General features: G+C 56.8%; 17 protein-coding genes and 3 pseudogenes. 11 read left to right on the forward strand and 9 right to left on the reverse strand.

The window, feature by feature from the left end; all coding sequences use genetic code 11:
• Both F3J08_RS14335 and F3J08_RS14340 read left to right on the forward strand, forming a co-directional pair.
• A pseudogene (locus F3J08_RS14335) lies at positions 1-127 on the forward strand (IS481 family transposase); the annotation flags it as partial.
• A 1,174-nt stretch (positions 128-1,301) separates the two neighbouring features.
• Complete coding sequence (locus tag F3J08_RS14340) at positions 1,302-2,615, forward strand: tyrosine-type recombinase/integrase (RefSeq protein WP_240149378.1); 1,314 nt, start codon at positions 1,302-1,304, stop codon at positions 2,613-2,615.
• A gap of 21 nt (positions 2,616-2,636) precedes the next feature.
• Here the strand turns inward: F3J08_RS14340 and F3J08_RS14345 are convergent, their stop codons facing one another.
• Both F3J08_RS14345 and F3J08_RS14350 read right to left on the reverse strand, forming a co-directional pair.
• The gene (locus tag F3J08_RS14345) at positions 2,637-3,497 is read right to left on the reverse strand and encodes a ParB/RepB/Spo0J family partition protein (RefSeq protein WP_166930862.1); all 861 of its coding nucleotides are present in this window, start codon (positions 3,495-3,497) and stop codon (positions 2,637-2,639) included.
• Positions 3,497-4,525, reverse strand: coding sequence for an AAA family ATPase (locus F3J08_RS14350; protein WP_166930864.1), 1,029 nt, complete (start codon positions 4,523-4,525; stop codon positions 3,497-3,499). The genes F3J08_RS14345 and F3J08_RS14350 overlap by 1 nt, the downstream gene beginning before the upstream one ends.
• Positions 4,526-5,003: 478 nt before the next feature.
• On the opposite strand from F3J08_RS14350, the pseudogene F3J08_RS14355 reads away from it, so the two are divergent.
• Positions 5,004-7,727: pseudogene (locus F3J08_RS14355) on the forward strand (lactate dehydrogenase); the annotation flags it as partial.
• A gap of 271 nt (positions 7,728-7,998) precedes the next feature.
• On the opposite strand, the gene F3J08_RS14360 reads toward F3J08_RS14355, so the two are convergent.
• Both F3J08_RS14360 and F3J08_RS17000 read right to left on the reverse strand, forming a co-directional pair.
• A complete protein-coding gene (locus tag F3J08_RS14360) occupies positions 7,999-8,862 on the reverse strand; it encodes an ImmA/IrrE family metallo-endopeptidase (RefSeq protein ID WP_166930868.1) in 864 nt (287 codons plus the stop codon).
• Positions 8,859-9,425, reverse strand: a complete 567-nt coding sequence (locus F3J08_RS17000) for a helix-turn-helix domain-containing protein (protein WP_205207043.1) — start codon at positions 9,423-9,425, stop codon at positions 8,859-8,861. The genes F3J08_RS14360 and F3J08_RS17000 overlap by 4 nt, the downstream gene beginning before the upstream one ends.
• Before the next feature lie 92 nt (positions 9,426-9,517).
• Between F3J08_RS17000 and F3J08_RS14370 the strand changes: the two genes are divergently transcribed.
• Positions 9,518-9,778: a hypothetical protein gene (locus tag F3J08_RS14370; RefSeq protein ID WP_166930870.1), complete on the forward strand. Its 261-nt coding sequence runs from the start codon at positions 9,518-9,520 to the stop codon at positions 9,776-9,778.
• A gap of 240 nt (positions 9,779-10,018) precedes the next feature.
• Here the strand turns inward: F3J08_RS14370 and F3J08_RS14375 are convergent, their stop codons facing one another.
• From F3J08_RS14375 to F3J08_RS14385, 3 genes are read right to left on the reverse strand one after another with little or no spacing between them, the layout of a single operon-like run.
• Complete coding sequence (locus F3J08_RS14375) at positions 10,019-11,035, reverse strand: site-specific integrase (RefSeq protein WP_166930872.1); 1,017 nt, start codon at positions 11,033-11,035, stop codon at positions 10,019-10,021.
• A 5-nt stretch (positions 11,036-11,040) separates the two neighbouring features.
• Complete coding sequence (locus tag F3J08_RS14380) at positions 11,041-12,003, reverse strand: tyrosine-type recombinase/integrase (protein WP_166930874.1); 963 nt, start codon at positions 12,001-12,003, stop codon at positions 11,041-11,043.
• Positions 12,000-13,076: a site-specific integrase gene (locus tag F3J08_RS14385; RefSeq protein ID WP_205207044.1), complete on the reverse strand. Its 1,077-nt coding sequence runs from the start codon at positions 13,074-13,076 to the stop codon at positions 12,000-12,002. The genes F3J08_RS14380 and F3J08_RS14385 overlap by 4 nt, the downstream gene beginning before the upstream one ends.
• A 989-nt stretch (positions 13,077-14,065) precedes the next feature.
• Here F3J08_RS14385 and F3J08_RS14390 point away from each other — a divergent pair.
• From F3J08_RS14390 to F3J08_RS14415, 6 genes and pseudogenes are all read left to right on the forward strand, one after another.
• Positions 14,066-16,084, forward strand: a pseudogene (locus F3J08_RS14390) (lactate dehydrogenase); the annotation flags it as partial.
• 188 nt (positions 16,085-16,272) lie between these two features.
• Positions 16,273-16,659 (forward strand): DUF6876 family protein, encoded by a 387-nt coding sequence (locus tag F3J08_RS14395; protein ID WP_166930878.1) that lies wholly within the window; start codon positions 16,273-16,275, stop codon positions 16,657-16,659.
• Positions 16,660-16,671: 12 nt separating this feature from the next.
• Positions 16,672-17,046 (forward strand): hypothetical protein, encoded by a 375-nt coding sequence (locus F3J08_RS14400; RefSeq protein WP_166930880.1) that lies wholly within the window; start codon positions 16,672-16,674, stop codon positions 17,044-17,046.
• 5 nt (positions 17,047-17,051) lie between these two features.
• Entirely contained in the window at positions 17,052-17,642 is a 591-nt protein-coding gene (locus F3J08_RS14405; protein ID WP_166930882.1) for a hypothetical protein, read from the forward strand.
• 294 nt (positions 17,643-17,936) lie between these two features.
• On the forward strand, positions 17,937-18,110 hold the full coding sequence (locus F3J08_RS14410; protein WP_166930884.1) for a hypothetical protein: 174 nt from the start codon (positions 17,937-17,939) through the stop codon (positions 18,108-18,110).
• Positions 18,111-18,117: 7 nt separating this feature from the next.
• Positions 18,118-18,300 (forward strand): hypothetical protein, encoded by a 183-nt coding sequence (locus F3J08_RS14415; RefSeq protein ID WP_166930885.1) that lies wholly within the window; start codon positions 18,118-18,120, stop codon positions 18,298-18,300.
• 227 nt (positions 18,301-18,527) lie between these two features.
• On the opposite strand, the gene F3J08_RS14420 is transcribed toward F3J08_RS14415, so the two are convergent.
• Positions 18,528-19,007: a hypothetical protein gene (locus F3J08_RS14420; protein ID WP_166930887.1), complete on the reverse strand. Its 480-nt coding sequence runs from the start codon at positions 19,005-19,007 to the stop codon at positions 18,528-18,530.
• A 110-nt stretch (positions 19,008-19,117) separates the two neighbouring features.
• Between F3J08_RS14420 and F3J08_RS14425 the strand changes: the two genes are divergently transcribed.
• Complete coding sequence (locus tag F3J08_RS14425) at positions 19,118-19,933, forward strand: DNA/RNA non-specific endonuclease (RefSeq protein ID WP_166930889.1); 816 nt, start codon at positions 19,118-19,120, stop codon at positions 19,931-19,933.
• On the opposite strand, the gene F3J08_RS14430 is transcribed toward F3J08_RS14425, so the two are convergent.
• Positions 19,934-20,182, reverse strand: coding sequence for a WGR domain-containing protein (locus tag F3J08_RS14430; RefSeq protein WP_035439351.1), 249 nt, complete (start codon positions 20,180-20,182; stop codon positions 19,934-19,936).
• Between the last annotated feature and the right edge of the window lie 57 nt (positions 20,183-20,239).

The following is a 20,239-nucleotide window of genomic DNA, read 5'->3' on the forward strand; positions in this document are numbered from 1 at the left end:
TTTCGCACGTCGACTGAAGACGCTCCGGGGCCTCACGCCATACGAATTCGTTTGCCAGCAATGGCAGCACGAGCCATCAAGATTCACGCAAAACCCGCACCATCAAAACCCGGGACCAAACATCTAGACCTCGCCTTGTGGCGCTTTGCCTCGAAAGATTGAAGCGATGTACATCTTGTGACTGTGCCCGATCTGACGATACGAGAAAGGCTGTTTCTCGAACGGGCTATTGGAACCGCTACTATACCAAACCTAAAGGACCATCTCGGCTTCGACTTCGGCGCTTTGAAAGTCGGAGAGGCGTTCTTGAACGACTATGAGCACTATTACCGCTTCTACCCCAATCTGCTGACCGCAGAAATCTAGAAGATGAATGTCGGTTTTTCGCATCGCTCCATTTGAAAGCTGACAACCCGCTCGTGGCTCAACTCGACCGCGAGATGCTTACGTCGACTATGTAAAAATCTGTTTATAAGCACCTACGCCCGACAGTGGAGTGGAAGCGGTCTTTATGTATATTTCAACGCAGTTGATAGCGCAGACGTCGTGATCATAGAGCCATGTGGCAGCATACAAAATCTCAACGACAAGCGGTCGCGCTATATTCCAACAAGCCATAGTATTCTTCTTTCATGTGGTAGAAGATGGTTTGCTGAAACGATAGATACGTCCGGTGGCGGCAAAAGACCTCGATGGGAAGCATGCGGTTCGCTCTTAGAGTGCCCCACGGACGATATAAGAGTTCCTATACGGCATTTGCGTGTTCTGTATGCCCTCCCAAATGATCTCTATAAGGAATGGTGTCCCCATCATATTCCTGCGGGATATGAATTCTTCTGTCCCCATTCTAGTTTGAGAAGTTATACCGCCCCGAAAATGCAGAGGTTTCTGTCTCGCATGTCGATCGCATCGCAGTTCTATTTTAGGAGAAGGAGACCCTGACGGAGGGTATTGCCCACAGTGCGAACTGGACGGGATCTACAATAATTGAGGAAATGACGTCAGGAGAACGTCGGGAGTTTGCTTCGACATGGTCAGGATTAGGTCGTAACTGCGTCTCGCATACGTTCGTTCGCCGAGATTCCCGGCACTTCCATCGTAGTCGCAATCCACGCGTTCGCACCGCGTTCCAACCGTGGTATGGGAGTAGGGATGAGGTTTAGTCGGACTACACGTCGATGATTGATGAAGTTCGGTTGTTTGGAGGCCGATCGGCAGGCCGGCAAGCCGTTCTTGATCGCCTGGGTGGCACATCGATAGGTCTTATCGGAGATACAGAGCTGCGCAACGCGACCGCGATCTTGTCCCAGGCCGTGTTCACCCCTCCCCTTCCCGTAGTTTTGGCCGGTGGCCAATTACCAAACGGCGATTTTGCTGCCGACACAACGATCGCTGAGCTGGCTGAAACGAGTGATCAGGCTCTTGTAGCGTTACGAAGGGTGGTGGGCGTTCTCCCCAAACAGCACAAGCTCACTTTGTGTCTCGAGGTGGAAAGCGGCGTGCCTCGCTTCGTAGGGGCGCTGGAGGACGCGGGCGGCGGCGGCCGAGGTAGAGCGCTCGCCGATCTACCCCCCTGCCCTATCGGCCAACCGCCTGCTGCCGTTTCGGCGTGGTTCTCCCACGTCTCCTCGATCATCCTACCCGAGCACGACGGGACTCTGCAGACAGCCCGCGATGCCGCCGAGGTGTTCAACCAGTTAGCCAAGTCAGGCAACACGCTGCGGACCTATCGCTCGGCTGTGCGTGGCTGGTGCCGCTGGGCGAGCGACCATAACCTCCCTGCCCTTCCTGCTCGCAGCGATGACGTCGCTGCCTATCTCTCAGATATGGCGCTGCGTGCGCGCAAGGTATCCACGATTGATATCCACCGTGCGGCCCTGCGCTATCTGCATCACCTGGCGCAGATCGCCATTCCTACCAGCCATCCCCTGGTCTCAGGGGCTCTGGCAGGTATCCGACGCAATGCAATCAATCCGCAGCCAGAGCAGAAGACGGCTCTTACCTGGGAGTCATTGACGGAGGCAGTTGACGCGATAACTGGTCTGGATCCGACTTCGCGCAGAGACCGGGCCATCCTGCTTTTGGGCTTTGCCGGGGCGTTCCGCCGTTCTGAGTTGTCAGGGTTGCTTGTGTCCGACCTGACGTTCTCAGAGGACGGCCTGATCGTTCGTCTGCGGCATTCGAAGGGCGACAAGGCGCGGAAAGGCGAACTGATCGGCATCCCTTCTGGAATAACCCGTCATTGTCCTATCCTCGCGCTTAACGCCTGGTTCCGTGCGGCTGGTATCAAAGAGGGGCCAGTGTTTCGCAGGGTTTGGCTACCTGCCCAAGTCAAAGCCGGTATGCCCTCCCCTGCCTTGCCGAAGATCGGCGAGGACGCGCTTTCCGACCGTGCGATCGCGGATATCATTCGCAAGCGGTGCTCCGCTGCTGGATTAGAGGGTGATTTCTCAGGTCACAGCCTGCGGCGCGGTGCGATCAACACCGGCGCCCAGGACGGATACGACCTGCTCGAGCTCAAGCGTTTCTCGCGCCACAAGAGCCTCCAGGTTGTCGAGACCTATATCGACGAGGCCAGTGTGAAAGCGCGAAATCCGGGCCGTAGCAGGTTCTGAGCGGCCTGATGCAACGTTGCATCATCCTCGGGATCTTAGAATGGCCTGCAAATCAGAAATTACCTGCTGTAACGTTCCGCAATCAGCTTCACTGAGACTGGCAAGCTCTTTGCGGATCTGGTCTACCAGCTTTTGAAACCTCTTAACCGGGCTGCCCTTTGAGCTAACTGGCCTTTTAGCCCTTTGGTCATCTTTATGAGACGAATCCGGTTTGTTGAGCGCGGCCACAGTTAACTCTCCGCTCAATGCCCGGTCCATCAGATTTTTTCGACGATCGGGGGCCTTTTCACGAGCGATGCCGACTAGAACGTTCATCGGAACTCCGGCTCGACCTGCTTCGTCGAGGAAGTCGGCAGGGAGTGATAGTATCTGCAGACAACGACTGATGCGGGCCTGATCCATCCCCATCTCTGTTGCCGCTTGACGCTGGGTCCACCCATTGTGTTCAATGAGGTTGGCGAGCGCTTGTGCTTCCTCCGCCGGTTGGAGGTCGACACGCAAGAGGTTTTCCACCAGCGCGGCGGAGCGCGCATCGCCCGTGTGTGGGATAGCAAGTATGCTGGTCCAGCCGGCTTCTTGAGCTGCGCGCCAACGTCTTTCCCCTGCGACGATGATCCAGTGCGTTCGATCGCTGGGATCCTCGCGTACGAGTATTGGTTGTAATTGTCCGTATGCCTTTAAGGAGGACGCAAGTTCAGATATTTGACTTGGGTCGATGTGACGTCTTGGTTGATTGGGGTCAGGCGCCACCTCGCCTATTTGTACCTCAAAGCTGTGTTTGAATTTTCCTTCGCCAAGGAATGGTGCGTCTATTTGCGCCATAGTCTCCGCATGATTCCGCGAGAAGATCGATTGCGGTCGTTCCTTGAATGAACGCTTCATTAGACTTCCTCCTCATTGTTAGCAGTCGCAGAAGCGTCTGTTGCGGTAACGAAGTCGCGGCGCCCTGCTATCGCTTCGGCGAGGCGAACATAGACCCGAACTGCATTTGAGCGAGGACTAACCTCTACTGGTATCCTAGATGCCCATGCCGCATTGCTAAATGACGTGCTAGCTGGCACGGGCTCTAACACCGGCGCCCTCGTTCCCATGACGTTGATCAAGTGCTCTACGATACCGACATCGACGTACTGGCTTTGCGAATACTGCGTTGGAATGATGCCACCCAATTTTAGGCGAGGATTGCTCCTGCGATGAACTTTTGCGATCGTATCTAGGATAAGGTTTACGCCCATCACATCATAGGGCTCCGTGCGGACGGGAACGAACACGGTATTGGATGCGGCAAGTGCCATCCATGTGAGGAAGCCGAGATGCGGCGGTGAGTCGACGATGATAAACTCATAAGAGTTGGCGACTGTCGCCAGGGCGTCTTTTAGCAGCCCTTCTGTTCCAGGTTCGCGACGAATATCCACTTCGGCTAGATCGATATGGCTTGGGCAGAAGTCGATAGGGAGATTAATATCTGTCCCTTCAATCGTCCCTCTTTTCACGATGCAGTCGATGAGAGAAGCATCCTTGAGCAGAGCGTGCGCCAAAGTCGCCCCTCGGCGGTAGAGGTCGACAATATGCATGCCTAATAGAGCAGAAGTCGCACTTGCTTGTGGATCAACATCGACGAGTAGAACGCGATAACCCATTTTACCTAGCGCCACAGCAATATTCAGCGCACTGGTGGTTTTGCCGACCCCACCTTTTTGATTGGCGAAAGTTATAACTGTGGTTTGTCGCTTCTCGTTATTAGCAAGCTGCCGTATCTCATCCATGATTTCGGGAGGAATAGGCTGCTTGCCGTTCTCCCAGCGCGAGACGGTATGCCGATCGTAGCTTCGTCCTAGACGGAGATTCAACGTCTCTTTGAGTTGGCTCTGCGAAAAGCCAAGCTTTTCCCTCATCTCTTTGAACGACATCGGCCATTGCCCCCGTTTGGTGACTGTTGACGATCAACAGTCAACTATCAACATCAACAGAGCATATAGAGGTGGCGACGTCAAACATTTTCCGATGAGGCGGTTTCATAGAAACTGTGTGATGCAACGTTGCATCACGACGTCATTGTGCATGTGCGGGTCTGTTTATTGGGCCGCGTACAGTGGTGTGGGAGCGAGGTGAAGCTGATAAAGGGGAGATGAGAGGAGAGAGGCGGACCAGAACCCGCCGTCAGGGCTAAGCCGTGGCGCCTCGCCATGCTCACGACCTGCGGTCGCTCCGCGTGGCTGCGGTGCCGGCGCGCGAGCGCACCGGGCTTAACCCTGCCGCCGGGTCCCGGTGCCGGAGATGGAGAAGGGAGAGAGAAAAGAAAATCTCGATCCCGGATCTTCTCCAATCACCGCATCCTCCCGCGCCATAGAGCGCAGGTGAAGTCCGGTCCTGCACGGATGCCAGCCGATGTCGAACGCCGATTTCCAACTTAGCCTGTTTGGCGATACCGCCCTTGATGGCAATGCGAACCTGTTCTGGGGCGAACTGGAAGGCGAAGAGGGCGATGCACCGGGCGCGCTGCTGCCTGCGGTCGAACCCCTCGTCATTCCTCAGAGTGATTTCCGCCTCGCCGGTCTGCGTGGTCTGGCCCAGGGCTGGAAGGCGCGCGCGCGTGACAACATCGAGGCGATCAAGCTGGTCGCGGCCCTCGAGCGCGAGGCCCGTAACGCGACGAGCGAAGAGCAGGCGCAGCTGAGCCGCTTCACAGGCTTCGGGGCAGGGGAGCTGGCGAATGCGCTCTTCCCCCGCGCCGATGAAGCCTATCGCGCGGGCTGGGAAAAGCTGGGTGCCGACCTCGAAGCCTGCACCACCGAGGCAGAGCGTAGTGCCCTCGCACGCTCGACCCAGTATGCCCACTACACCCCGGAGACGGTCGTCCATGCCATGTGGGACTTCATGATGGCGCGCGGCTTTGCAGGCGGGTCCGTGCTGGAGCCGGGTTGCGGGACAGGCCTGTTCGTCGCATCGCGCCCTGAGAAGCTGGAGGGCAGGATCGCCTTCACCGGCATCGAGATGGACCCGCTCACCGCGCGCATCGCCGCGAAGCTCTATCCGAAGCAGTGGATCCGCGCAGAGGACTTCACCCGTGCCAAGCTGAGCACAGGCTATGATCTGGCGATCGGCAACCCGCCATTCTCGAACCGCACCGTGAGCCAGGCCGAGCCGCGTGACCTCAAGGGGCTGTCGCTCCATGACTGGTTCCTGGCCCGCTCGATCAATGCTCTACGCCCCAATGGGGTCGCGGCATTCGTGATCTCGCGCCACACGCTCGACAAGACCGATGCCCGTGCGCGCACGCTCATTCATGAGGAAGCCGAATTCCTGGGCGCCGTACGTCTGCCGGCCAGCACCATGCGCGCCGATGCCGGCACGGATGTGGTCGTGGATATCGTGTTCTTCCGCAAGCGCGAGATCGGCGAGATGCCCGGTGACGAGACCTGGCTGTCCTGTGTCGATATCGAGGGCACGAACATGGGAGATGGGGCCCTGCGCATCAATGCGTGGATGGAAGCGCACCCTGAGCAGGTCCTGGGCTTTCATGGCTGGGCCAGCATGGCCTTTGGCATGGACTACACCTGCGTTGCCCGCGACGGGCAGGATCTGGCTGACGCACTCCCCGAAGCCCTCGGCCGCATTGCACCTGCACTGCGTTTCCCGCCCGTGGCCGATAGCCGCATCGTGCGCCCTGCGAAGGAGACGCGCGAAGAGGGCGGGGACCTGCGTGAAGGCAGCTACTTCATGGAAGGCGGCATCCTGCATCAGATCGTCGGCGGGCAGGGGAGGGTGGTCGCCATTCGCAAGGGCGAGCAGAAGGAGGGCATCTTCCAGAAGCACGCGCGTATCATCGAGGCGATGATCCCCGTGCGCGATGCGACCCGCGCCGTGCTGCGGGCGCAGTTCGAGAACAAGCCGTTTGCCGGCCTGCAGGCGAGCCTCAAGCGTGCCTGGCTGAACTTCACGCGCCAGTTCGGCCCGATCAACCACACGAAGACGACAACACGCGTCGACGCCGTGACCGGCGCCGAGAGCGAGACCCAGCGTCGCCCGAACCTGCAGACCTTCCTCGACGATCCCGATGTCTGGCTCGTGTCCTCGATCGAGCGTTATGACGAGGAGACCGATGCGGCCGAGCCGGGGCCGCTCTTTACCGATCGCGTAATTCAGGCGCCGTCCGAACCCGAGATCCACTCCGTCCATGACGCCCTGGCCGTGTGCCTGCACGAAGCCGGACGCGTCGAGCTGCCGATCGTGGCCGAGTTGATGGGGCAGAGCGAAGAAGCCGTGACGGCCGAGCTGGGCAGCAGCATCTTCCTCGAGCCAAGCCGCTCGATCAATGGCCGCCCGGTATGGGTGACGTCTGACGAGTATCTTTCCGGTGCCGTGCGCACCAAGCTCGCCGAGGCGCGCGAAGCCGCTGCGCGCGATGCGCGCTACGCGCGCAACGTCTCAGCCCTCGAGGCCGTGCAGCCCGAGGATCTGCGTCCGAGCGATATTACCGCCCGTCTGGGTGCGCCGTGGGTTCCCGTCGAGGTGGTAACGGCTTTCGTGTCCGAGGTCATCGGCGTGGAGGCCCGGATCTACCACACCGCTGCCGTGGCCTGCTGGTCGATCGACAAGCGTGCCTTTGCCGGTCGCGCCGAGGCGACCTCGGTCTGGGGCACGGAGCGCCGGCATGCTGGCGAACTGCTTGAGGACGCCCTCACACAGGCAAGCCCGAAGATCTTCGACACCTATATGGAGGACGGGGTCGAAAAGCGCGTGCTCAACGCCAAGGAGACCGAGGCCGCCAAGGAGAAGCTCCGGGCGATCCGCAATGCGTTCCAGGATTGGGTCTGGCAGGATAGCGAGCGCGCCGACCGCCTCGTGCGCCTGTATAACGAGACCTATAACAATCTCGTCCCGCGCCTCTTCGACGGAAGCCACCTGCGGCTTCCAGGTGCCAGCTCGGCTATCATGCTGCGCGACCACCAGAAGCGCGTCATCTGGCGCATCATCGCCTCGGGGCGCACCTACATGGCGCATGCCGTGGGTGCCGGAAAGACCTTCTCCATGTGCGCGGCCGTGATGGAGCAAAAGCGCCTCGGTCTGATCTCCAAGGCGATGATCGTCGTGCCGGGGCACTGCCTGGCGCATTATCTCACATAGAATTTTATCCGGAGTAGTAGCCCATCAACGTTGCCACACATCAGAAGAGACTAGGATGCTTCTCCAGATAAATGGTAAGCACTCGCGTACCACCGTCTCGGCGTTGACCCCAGACTTGAATGACCATGAGTCCATCGGCGACAGTCGTCCTGATTTTAGACATACGGTGGGACGATATGCGTTCTCTAACGGCAGGTATAACTTATCGCAGATATTGTATCGCTTATCACATATCAATCGGAATAATAGTGTATATTTACCTTTTGAAACGAGGTATCCAACTATCTTCTATTTCTTCTTCGTCATTTTCTTCATGGGGATCTGCCGTAATGACTGTCATAACCTTGCCGTATCGACCGAGTCCCATGACTTCCTCAGTTGCAGCAATACCTTTTCGTCCGCCGAGCCACGCTTGAAGCTCTGTTTCTTCCGTTTCACGTCGACTACTACGTACGGCATCCAGGTTTTTTCGGAAACTATAAGTGAGAGTAGAAACTGGAACGCTCTCGCCTTTTCGAGGCCAAGCTAAATCTGAAAATTCAAGCATGTCTTTAGAGAGGAATGCGTAATCGATCTGACCGTTAGTGGTGACGACGACCGCAGCAGGAATTTCGGTTTTTTGGATGTAACGAATCGCAGCAGCCTCAATGGACACTTCGCATGTGCGGGCAATCATGATGACAGCATCCATTCCCTCATCAGTCTTTCGTAATATCGACTTCATAACATGTGTCGGCATTAAAAGTGCCGAGGCAAATTGGTCGGCTTCCTGTTCATATGGATCCGCCGATATGGTCCCTGCACGAGAAATATGTTGGGTATTCTCTTCGCCGAATAATTGCTCCGGATGTCCGGGCAATAGGTAGTGTCCTAATTCGTGCGCGATGCAGAATCTCTGAAATCCAAGACTGTCAATATGGGTCGCATAGACGATACCAAACGCATCCCCATGCCGAAGAAGCATTCCTGAGACACCTGGCTCTGGGTCGTCTTTTTTGAGCACCGAGATATCAAGCATTTCAGCGATTTTTAGCGGATCAATCGGTACTTCTACGATACCATTCTCCTTTAACCACTGCTCGGCTCTACCTTCCGCAGCTAAGAGATTAGCTTTTTTCATTTTCTATCTTCCTGCCTGTTTTTATTGGCAAGTACTTTCAGAAAGTCTTCAGCAATCTCTCGATCCCGTCCACTTATATTTTGCATATGTCTAAATAAAGGGTCGCCCGACGTGGCTATGTCGATTTGATCCGCTCTCCCTAAGAGATAGTCAGTGCTAGCGTTGAGCGCCTTAGCCAATTTGCGCAGATTATCGAACGACGGCTTACGGCTCCCATTTTCAAAGTGAGAAATAGACGCAGTGGGAAGTCCTGCTTTGATTGCGAGCGTAGCCTGATCATAGTCTCTAATTCGGCGAGCCTCTCTGAGCCTCTGGGGAAAAGCGTTATCTGAAGAATCTTTGGACATGGCGATACCGTAATGCTTGACATGGCGTTCTTTATTCCAATACGATATCGCCAATCTCTTGATGGCGTCAACGCCATGAAGCGGGATCTCAACGCAGCACAAGGTAATGTTATGTCTAAAATAATAAAGCCGGGTCAGAAAGCTCCTATCTCTGGTATCTATGACATGGTTGGTCCGCGCGGAGGCCGCACCGGTGAGCAAGTCGTTTCGACTCATAACAAGCCACTGCCACCAACACAGAAACCTGGGCAGGGTTATACAGTGGCGAAGCCCGCTCATCATCAGCATAAAAAATAGGAGGAGAGAACATGCAGATCGAAGGTGCCGTAATTAAGGAGCAAAACACGACTTTTGCTGTCGTGGTCGTAAAGCGCGAAGTTTTGAGCGATTTATACCGTGCACAAGACGCTATACGGAGTTTTTCTCCTATTTTTCCTGGAATACCAATTGTTTTGATGGCGCAGGACCATCGGGGGACTCCGTCATATTATGGCCGTTCCGATATTTCGAAGTTTATGGCGTCCGTACCTCTTCAGGCAATTCCCTGGCGTCGCTATGATATTCATTAAAATTTGACCTAGGAGCGGTGAATACCTATGCCTCGCATCGAGGTTCGCCGTACTTCCTGATAACGTTGACTCAAATTTGTTTACTGATTCATATCAGACGTTTTTGATTGCTTTTGTCGAATGAGTTTGGATATTTCACTATAAAAAACTCGTTAAAAGACATCTGCTGTTTATCCTTCTCTTTCGGACTATCGCGTGTTTGTTGAGATCAGACCGGAGATCTCGGTACTTACGACAAAGTCAAAGTGACTGGAGAAAAGAGAGTAAATCTTGCTTCGGTTTCCACGGTTTATCCTTAATAGTTTCGATTCCTGCATGTTGCCAGAACGTCTCGATCGCGTCGCGTCTCATTTTCAGGTTTGTCGAGATATAACGGTTCGTCGTCACGATGCTCGAATGACCGAGGTAGTCGCGTATCACTGTGACGTCTGTTCCAGATTGGAGCAACGCCACGGCTGCGCTATGTCGGAAAACATGTGGTGTAATGCGGACGCGTCCCAGCGTTGGCCGTTCACAGGAGGCGGATCCCACATATTTTTCTAAAATATACGCGACGCCGTCGCGAGTCAGAGGTTGGTTATGGCGATTCAAAAACACATGCTCGTGATCTGCCGCGTCAGACAGTTTGCGTAACCGACGCAGTGCTTCAGTTGTCTCGCGCCATATCGGAACAATCCGTTCCTTTCGCCCTTTGCCTCGTAACCGCACTTCGCATGGGGGTGTCAACTGCAAATCGCGCCAGAGCATTCCAGTTGCTTCGCTCACCCTTGCTGCCGAATTATAGAGAAAAAGTAGTAGTGTGTGGTCACGACATCCTTCGTTCGTTCTCCGGTCGGGTTTACCGATGATCGCTCGCACGTCGATTGCTTCGAGGTAGACCACTGGCTTCTGCTGCGCGCGCTTTGCCGGGAGAGCTAGGACCCGTGTATAGCGAAGTGCGTTATCGAGGTCATTACGCAGAAGGTGTTTGAAAAAACTCCGCAAAGCGGCGCGCCGATAATTGCGTGTGGCTGTGGAGTTGGCTCTATCTCGTTCAAGATGATCCAGAAAACAAGCAATCGTATCGCCGTCAAGATCCTCAAGCAGGAGACCCACCATCTCTTTGCCCCGACGTTGGGCGACGAATTGGAACAAAAGCTTCAGCGTATCGCGGTAAGCGCGTGTCGTATGCGGGCTTGCACCGCGCTGACGCGGAAGATAATTAAGGAAAAATGACTCCACGAGAGCAAAGAGTGCTTTTTGAGCGGAAGTTTTCATAGCGGTTACCTCGAGTCTCGTAGATGTTGTTCGAACCGAATGCTTGCTAGTTCCAGTAATTGTGGCGTTGCCTTCAAGTAAACTTCGGTGCCGAGAATATTCTGGTGGCCAAGATAAGCTGATAGAAATGGGAGCTTCGCATGGATGTCGGAACCGTCCTTAGCCCAGGCTGTGAGGCGGTGAACAGCAAAAGTGTGGCGAAGTTCATAGGGTCGCGCTCCGGTGCGTCCATTTGCGGGTTTGATGCCGATGGAGCGCAAGATCTCTCGTATGGCCACTGAGGCCCCATGAGTACTGAGCGCCCCGCCTTTTTGACGAATGAAAAAAGTACCGTGATCCACCCTGCCGATGTCTAAAAGTAACATTTGTCGGTCGTAGAGGTAGAGCTGTAATTCTGCGATGAGGTCTTCACGGATCGGCACGAACCGGGTTCGTCTTTTACTATCGCGGATTAGCAGTTTCCCTCGGTCGAGATCGACATCTTCCATCTTAAGACGGGCGGCTTCGCCAAGTCTTATGCCGGTGCAATAGAGCAACAGAATCAACCTGCGCATCATTGACGCCCATATAAAATGGCCTTTAAGCGTTGATGCGGTAGCGAGGATACGCAAGACCTCTTCGTGGCTGAAAATATATGGAAGGAACGCCGACTCCTTCACTGGAGCGAAGGCTTGTTCGGGCACGTAACAAGTGGGATCGCGACGGCGGCGATGCAGGCAAAACTGCCTTATTATACCAAATTCGCAGCCGACCGAAATAGCTTTGCGGCTGGGAAGTCGTCCGCACCAGTCACTGATCGCGTCAGCAAGCGGAATGTCGTCCACATTTCTCCACTGTTCCTCCAGAAATCGAAGAAAGCGATCAATCTCATAGGCGCCACGTTGATAGCGGAAACCCATCGCACGCTTGAACATCACGAATTTCTCGGCGTCGTTCTTCAATTCGGTTATGTTGATGACTGTGCTCATGCGGGTACCGGTAACGCAATCTCGCGGAGAGAATCAGTGGCGATCCGCAGATAGGCAGAAAGCGATTCCGGATGGCTATGGCCAAGTAGTTCGGATATTACCTTCGATGGGGTGCCTAAATCGATCTGACGCCCCGCATGCGTATGCCGCAGGACATGACTACCTAAGGAAGGTGCGTTAATCTCGGCTTTCTTCGCGTGCTTGGCGACAATGTGTCCAATTGCGCTGGCACGGACGAATGGTTTGAATGGTAACTGCATCTGCACGAAGATATGACGTGTGGTCGTTTCAAGTGGTCGACCATAGCGTAGATAGCGCGCCAATGCCTCGCTGACCGGCGGTAGCAAGGGTAGCGTAAACGAGACACCCGTCTTAGGGCGACATACTGCCAACGTGTTAGCGTTCCAGTCTATATCCTGGAATTGCAGGCGACTGATCTCAGCGCCGCCAAGGCCATAGACGCTCAGCAGCAGCAGAATCGCATGATCGCGAAGCCCTACCGGCGTTGATCGATCCACAGCTTTGATGAGTCGCTGCACATCATTCCAAGGCAGTGCTCGTCTCGGACGCTCGAAGGGGAGTTGTACAGGCGCAATAATAGATTCACTAATGTCGCTCTGGCTTCTTCCGCTCCAATGCAAGAACCGTGAAAAGCAGCGTACCGTGCAGGCTATACATTTAACGTATGATCGAGAGTATCTTGTTGCGCAATCTAGGATGAATCCATCAACATCGTTCAGTTCAAACGAATTCAACTCCCTGCCTGCTCCAGCGAGATATTCGATAAATTTACTAAGATGATTTAATTTGTTGCCTATTGTAAAATTGGAAAGACCTAAGTTTTGTGAGAGATATGAAGAATACTTATGAAGTATCGGAACGGATGGCGGTTGGGATGGGTTTTGCGGTTGCCAGTCAGGAACAGTAAACCCCATCCGTTGGTAGACACGAGCGAGCGATTGCAGGGCGCTACGGTAATGTTGATAGGAGCTCAAAGAGCGACTCAGGCGCAGTGCGTACCAGTCGATGAACAGATCAGCACCTTCGAGAGTCAGTTGCTCTCGCTCGATCAAACGCAACCTATCAATATAGATACGAAACCTACAAATACATCTTAGGTATATCTTCGCCGTTCCTTCACTAAGCCGCCTCTCTGCGTGCCAGATGCGACGAATTTCATGGCTGGTGGGAACGCTGGGAATAGCTGATCTACATTGTTTGTTTCGAATGGACATTGCTTCACCTCTGCTGATGAAGCTGTAGACGAGGGCTGTGACGAAATCAGGCCCCTCATCGTGTTGGCCGCGATTGTCTGCGGCAAGTCAGATGCTATTTGTTCAACAAAACCCGGAACCAAACTCCTAAGCGTAGCTTTGTCGTTCGTGCGAAGAGTTCCGAGAAAGCCCAAAGGCGCCGGAATGTCCAAGAGCGCGCGAGGTGGAAGAGCACGCCGCAGATCAGCCAGATGCAGCCTATCTTTGGTTATCGAATGCGATAGCTGTAGCGTTATTACTTCGACCGCCGCGATAGCTTTATGTACTGCGACGATGCGACGGCGAAGCCAGCGCATAGCGCCCGGGAGGCAGATATCAAGACCACGTACGACATCTGCTGCCTGTTGAAGGCTTTTCGCGGACGCGGCGATCCCAACGATTCGTTCGACTGTCGCTAATGAACCCGAGAGCCTAGCGGAGAGAAAATCCGGGATGAGGCTGAATGTCATATGGCCCTGTGGGCAATAGTATCGAGCAATCCTGACGCCAGGGCTCGTCAATCGAACATAGCTACCATGACGCCGAAATTTACAGTCAGCGTCTGGATGAAGGGGGCAACCCGGCAATCGCGCACGGCTCCATTCTTTGGTGCCAACGTAGTCCCCCATCTCAGAGGAGGTGCGTAATGGTATCTGCAACATCATCCTCTCTGGGTATTTAGGATCGGGTTACGACCTTTATCCCGAGCTCAGCGCATCAAAACTGTTTTTTAGCCAATAACATAGCTGAGAATACTCCGGATAAAATTCTATGTGAGATAATGCGCCTTATCCGGAGCTCCGGATAAGGCGCAGATGGCTCGCGAGTTCCTGATGCTCTACCCGACCGCGAATATCATGGTCGCCGACGAGACAAACTTCGTGAAGGCCAAGCGCCAGAGCTTTATCGCGCGTGCTGCGACGGGGAACTGGGACGCCATCATCATCACGCATGATGCCTTCAAGTTCATCCCGGTCGAGAGCAATTCCGGTCGCGAGCTGATCCTCGCATCGGGCTCACCGATCACGAACACGATTGGAGAATTGTTCACCGTCCAGCGCTTCATGGCACTCGAGGATCTGCGCGCACGCGATCTCCACGAATTCGACGCCTGGGCCGCGAATTTCGGCGAGACTCGCACCGAGCTCGAGCTGCAGCCGAGCGGGCTCTACAAGCCTGTCACGCGTTTCACCGAGTTCGTCAACGTCGCCGATCTTATGGCCATGTATCGCCATTTCGCCGATGTGGTCCAGCAGGACGATCTGCGCCGCTATGTCAAACTGCCCGCGATCAAGGGCGGACACCGTGCGATCGTCGTCACACCCGCCAATGACGACTTCAGGGACTACCAGCGTACGCTCGCGTGCCGGATCTGGGAGATCGAGGAGCGGAAAGGCAAGCCCCAGAAGGGTGACGACATCCTGCTCTCGGTCATCAACGATGCCCGACATGCCGCGATCGATCTGCGTCTCGTACGCTGTGGCTCTGAGGAGGCCAGCAAGCTCGACGATCTGATCGAAAACGTGCATCGCATCTGGCGCGAGACCGGCGACAACATCTACCGGGATCTGCAGACAGGGGAGACCGCACCACTTACGGGCGCCGTGCAGATGATCTTTTCCGATCTCGGCACGGAAGCCGCGTTCGAGAAACGCGGGTTCTCGGCCTATCTGCACATCCGCGACGAGCTGATCCGTCTCGGCGTGCCCGCCGATCAGATCGCGTTCATGCAGCATTACAAGAAGGCTGCGGCAAAGCTTCGCCTGTTTGGCGATCTGAACGCAGGGCGCAAACGCATCCTGATTGGCAGCACCGCCACCATGGGAACGGGCGTCAACGCCCAGGCCCGTCTGAAGGCGCTGCACCATCTCGATGTGCCCTGGCTCGTTTCCGACATCATCCAGCGCGAGGGCCGTATCGAGCGACAAGGCAACCAGCATGCCGAGATCGAGATCTACGCCTATGCGCAGGAAGGCTCGGTGGACGCGACCAACTGGCAGCTTCTCGAGCGCAAGCTGCGCTTCATCGCGCTCGCCATGTCAGGCGATCGTTCGATCCGTCGGATCGAGGACATCAACGATGAGGGCAACCAGTTCGCCATGGCCAAGGCGCTCGCCTCTGGCGATATGCGCCTGATGCAGAAAGCAGGGCTCGAAGCCGATCTTGCGCGTCTCGAGCGTCTCGCAGCCGCGCATTACGACGACCAGTTCGCTGTCCGTCGTTCGATCCAGACTGGCGAGCGTGAGCTGGCGTCGCTCGAGCGCCGGATCCCGGCCCTGGAGGCCGATCTTGCGCAGCGCGTGGAGACGCGCGGCGAGGCCTTTTCGTTCGAGGGGCCGCGGGGCGTTCTGGCCGAGCGCGAGAAAGCCGGGGCATGGCTTTTGTCCCAGGCGCGCAGGGTGGAGAAGAACCGCGAGGAAGGGTCGTGGCGTCTCGGCCGTATCGGTGGTTTCGAGATCCTGCTCGAAGCAGCACAGACGCGGTTTCTGGACGACGGAGAGCCGAAGATCGAGGCAGGCCTTGCGATCGCGTTCACGTCCAGCCCGTCCGAAGTGTCGTTCGATCGCGATACCAAGCCGCTTGGTCTGATTTCGAAAATCGAGCACCGGCTCGGCCGCATCGAGACAGAGCTGATGGAAACCCGCAAGGCGCGTGACGAGATCACCGCCCGCCTGCCGGCCTATCGCGCGCGGCTTGGCACGCCTTTCCGCGACCAGGCAGCGCTCGATGAGAAGAAGCGCGCTCTTGCAGAACTAGAGGCTGATCTGGCGGGCGACGCCGAGGCCAATGCCGCATCGGAAGTGGATGAAACCCCGATAGCCGCCTGAGGGAAGGAAAGGGGGTAGCTGACGGGATCGGCCCGCATCAAGCGGTGGGTCCTCCCCATGCTCGCAGGCTGCGCGTGGGTCCGGTCCCGGCGCTTGCGCGCCGCGCCTGACCCGGCCCGACCCGCCAACTACCGGAAGGGACAAGCGCAGAGAATATCAAAGCGCGCGAGACAACCCCGGAGATCCCCATGACGACTGCCCTTACCAAAGCCGAACTCGCCCAGTTCTACGGCACCTCGAAATATTATCGGTATACATTCGGTCTGGTTCTCACAGACGGCGCTGCATTTTTGGTCAAAAACGGGGCAGGCTGGCTTGTCGATGTGATCGCATCTGCACGCCTCGATCCGAAAGTTCGGCGAGAGCCATTCGAAGCATGGTCTTTGCAGGTCGATCTCAAGACGAACGCTGCCGTCGTCACATGCACGGACGGAGGCAAGGAAGGGCGGGAGCCGGTAACACTCTTTGCGCAGGACATTCCTTATACGGATTTTCCGCTCGAGAGCATCGAACTCTATGCGATCAGCGACGAGGGCCTTGGGGCCAAGGTTGTCATGCTGACCTCTGAATACTGAGGGAGGCCGGCTATGTCTCATCGCATCGTCTATGATCAGGTGGCTGTGAAATTCACGGCCGCCCAGCTCACCGCAGCCTGCCCGTCGGAGCATGGGATGAGCGTTCGTAAGTTCCTCGATCTCAGCACGGGGCATCTCTCGCCGCGCGACCACGACCGGCTCACAGAAATACTGGCCGATAAGCCGCCCTATGGATCGACAACCTCGATGACTGGCGATCGTGGCTGGCTCATTTACGTGCCGGCCGAGCCGAGCCCGGAGCATTGGAGCAGAATTCCCGCACTTGTCAGGATCATCGCCCGCGCCCGCGAGCTGGACTGCGATTACATCCTGCTCGATGCGGATGGCCCGGTCGATGAAACCCTTCCATTTTTCGATGAGGATTGACCGCAATGCCCAACCACTACACCAAATTCTCCGCGCTTCTGCCGCTATGCAGCGCTGGAGCGGTTACTCAGGCCCTCGAACTGCTCGAAGCAATGCGCGCGGAGGGTGCTGACGGGGCCTTTGAGTCAGAGTCTGTTGGCTTCGAAGCCGAGGCGAACGAGCCTCCTGATTCCGAACTCCAGCATCTGTGGATTCATCATGATGAAAGCGGATCGGTCGAAAACGTGCTGGCCTTCGTGTATGCCTGCTGCGAAAAGAAACTCACCTTGCCAGTTCGCTGGAGCCTGATCTGGGCTGGTGATTGCAGCAAGCCATGCCTTGATGCGTATTGCGGCGGTGCGATCGTACTCGACCTTGAAACGGGCACAGAGATCGCCTCGCTCAGCCTCACAGACTGGGCGTATCAGATCAAGCACTGCACCCATCAGGTGTTCGATGTCGATCGCGAGGCTGCCGCTCAGGCGCATGACTGCGTCATGCAGAAGCAGAATGGCGAGGCAACATCAGAGACGCCCGCCATGCTCCCCATCTGCACTGCTCTCGCGGCAGCGGCGTTTGGGCAAACCGTCACGATCAGTGGCGTGGGCCCCGATTGATCCTCCCCAATGCCGTCCGCCCCGAAAGGCCAGTGGACCGCTGGGCAGGTGCTGAAGAAAACGAGAGAAGAGGAGAGGGACCGCTCTCATGGCGCGCACAGCCCTACAAGGGGTTGTCGCTCCGCTCCCGACGCGCCGTGCCGGCGCATCGCCCTTTCCGGGCTGCACGCGCCATGAGCTGCGGATCGGGTCAAGAGGAGAATAGACAGATAGTCGGCTCCGTCCTGACCACCCAGGCGGTCCATGAGATTTCGCCCGCCGGGTGTTCCGATCCATCCCGAAAAGGAACCCGTCATGACGAAAGAAACCAGGCAGGACCTGCTTACCGCCATTCGCGAACTCACAGCCGCCTTTCTGTGTGGCCTCCTGATGGTCATGTTTGTCTTCGGTGTGATCTGCGGCCCCAGCCTTCTGACCGAAACGCTGCCGGAACCGGCTCACCACACCACCCTTCTTGCGCATCGCTGATCCGGCGATGCCGGACGCGAACCCCCAACCCCTGATTTCGGTCATCGAGGAGGTACTCGGCTACGAAGCCGAGGCCTTCGGAGAGGATCATCCCGTAGAGGGCGCCGACCTCATCGAGTGGTTCGCCCAGTGGCGCTTGCGCGCCCAGGCGGCTGTCGCCGCCGCAATCGGGAATAAGACTTCACTCTGAAACGCCGTACCATACGGTGAAAGGATCTCGCCATGCGGACCGCTCTTCATACCGCCAAAGGTTATGCCCCATCCGCCGACATGCAAGCCGCAGCGCTTTGCGCATATTTCGGAAACCCACGTCGAACCCTGGCGGAAGCTGCCTTCCTCAGGGATGCCTCTGAAGAGGACGTTCTTCTCGCATCACGCAGCGCAAGCTGGCGCCGTGAAGCCACTTGCGCTTTGCGCTCAGCCCGACGCCTTCTTCTGGAAGGTGAGGATTGATGCGCTTGGACGCACCTCCTCTTCATCCAGGCAAAGCGTCTCCCAGGCCGCGATCAATCGTTTGCATGTCTGCCAGGCACGATAGCGAACGCTGAATGCGGCCCGGTGATCCTGAGGAGTTCGGGTCTGCTCAGCACGCCACGTCATATCATGCACACGCGTGATGCTTCGCAGCATGCTGCTGCGAGCGGGAGCAAACCAGATTTCGCGTTTATCCGCGGCCTCGCCTGCATCGGCGGGCAAGACGATCTGGCGACGCATCTTCTTACCGATTGCGATGCCCTGCTCACGCAAGGCATTCAGATCGGGCGCCGGCAGTCCATAATGCAGGCACTCATCGGCCATGCTGGTATCTGTGGGGAGCTGCGCCAGCAGGTGCGCGAAGGTAGGCACAGCACAGCGTTCGGCCGGAAACCGAAGAAGCCTTGCACGCGCCTGAATCATGGGTTCTCCTCGCATGAGGAAAGATAAGCGCCGCTCCGGAAATAAAGTAAAGGGATTTCAGTATGTTGCGCGATTTTCTCCGTGCTTGCACAGTCTTCGCGACCTTGACCATGTCCCTGACCAGGGCTCATGCCCAGACCCACCCCTGCGATGACCTTTCTGTCGGCCACACGCCGCCGGCATTGCTTGCGCAGTCAGTCCGGCCGATCACGACAATCGTCTGTCGCCGGGTCTATATCGCTATGCAGTCGCTCGACGCGCGCATTCCTCTCTGGTCGGCCGAGCATCTCACAGACGAGGCGCTCGATAGTGCGGAGAGCCTTGGACGCGTCACGAAGTTCTTCCATCCGGAAACAGGACTGCCGTATGGCCAGCGTGCAGAGCTTGCGGATTACCGCAGCTCTGGCCTCGATCGCGGCCATCTCACCCCGAGCGGCGACGCACCCGATCAGATCTCCCAGGAGGAGACCTTCTCTCTCGCCAATGTCGTGCCCGAAACCCCGGCCTTGAACGAAGGGGTCTGGACCGGGATCGAGATGGCAGTCGCCGACTGGGCGCACAGGGTCGGCGAGCTCTACGTCGTGACCGGTCCCGTGCTTCAGGCAAATGGGCCGACGATCGGCTGGGACCGTATTCCGGTCCCCATTGCGATCTGGAAGGCGGTCTACGATCCCGTTCATGAGCGGGGCGGCGCGTGGCTGTGCCGCAATGACGATGCGCCTGTCTGCGAAACGCTGAGCTACGCGGCGCTCGAACAACGGACCGGTATCGATCCGTTCCCGAGCCTGTCCCTGCAGATCCATGATGCTGATCCCACGCTTCCTCAGCCGGAAATCAGCCCTTACACACCGCGCTCACGATCGACCGGCGCAGAGCGACGCGCCCTCATCGACCCGATGCTGCGCGGCTTCTCCCGACGCTTCTGATCAGCTGCCGATAAGCGCGTATCCGCGTTTCTTTCGATACCGGATCATGCGCGTCAGCGCATTCGCGGCCTCTCCCTCATCCTGATAGAGATCGACGCGCGTGCTGCCCGCCGTTCCGATGCGGCCCCATTGCCGCAACAATGTCGCGCCGCCGAACAGATCGCGGTGGATGCTCAGACGATAATATCGCCACTCATTCCTGTCCGGTCTGATCCGGCGCAATAGCGCCTCGACCGGGAAGAGGGACATTTGCTGTCCCACCCCGCTGTCAGCTTTGCGCGATCTGCGTCGGGAAATAGCCATCTC

Origin of the sequence: Asaia sp. As-1742 (assembly GCF_011753235.1) — a bacterium.
Classification (GTDB): Bacteria; Pseudomonadota; Alphaproteobacteria; order Acetobacterales; family Acetobacteraceae; genus Asaia; species Asaia bogorensis_B.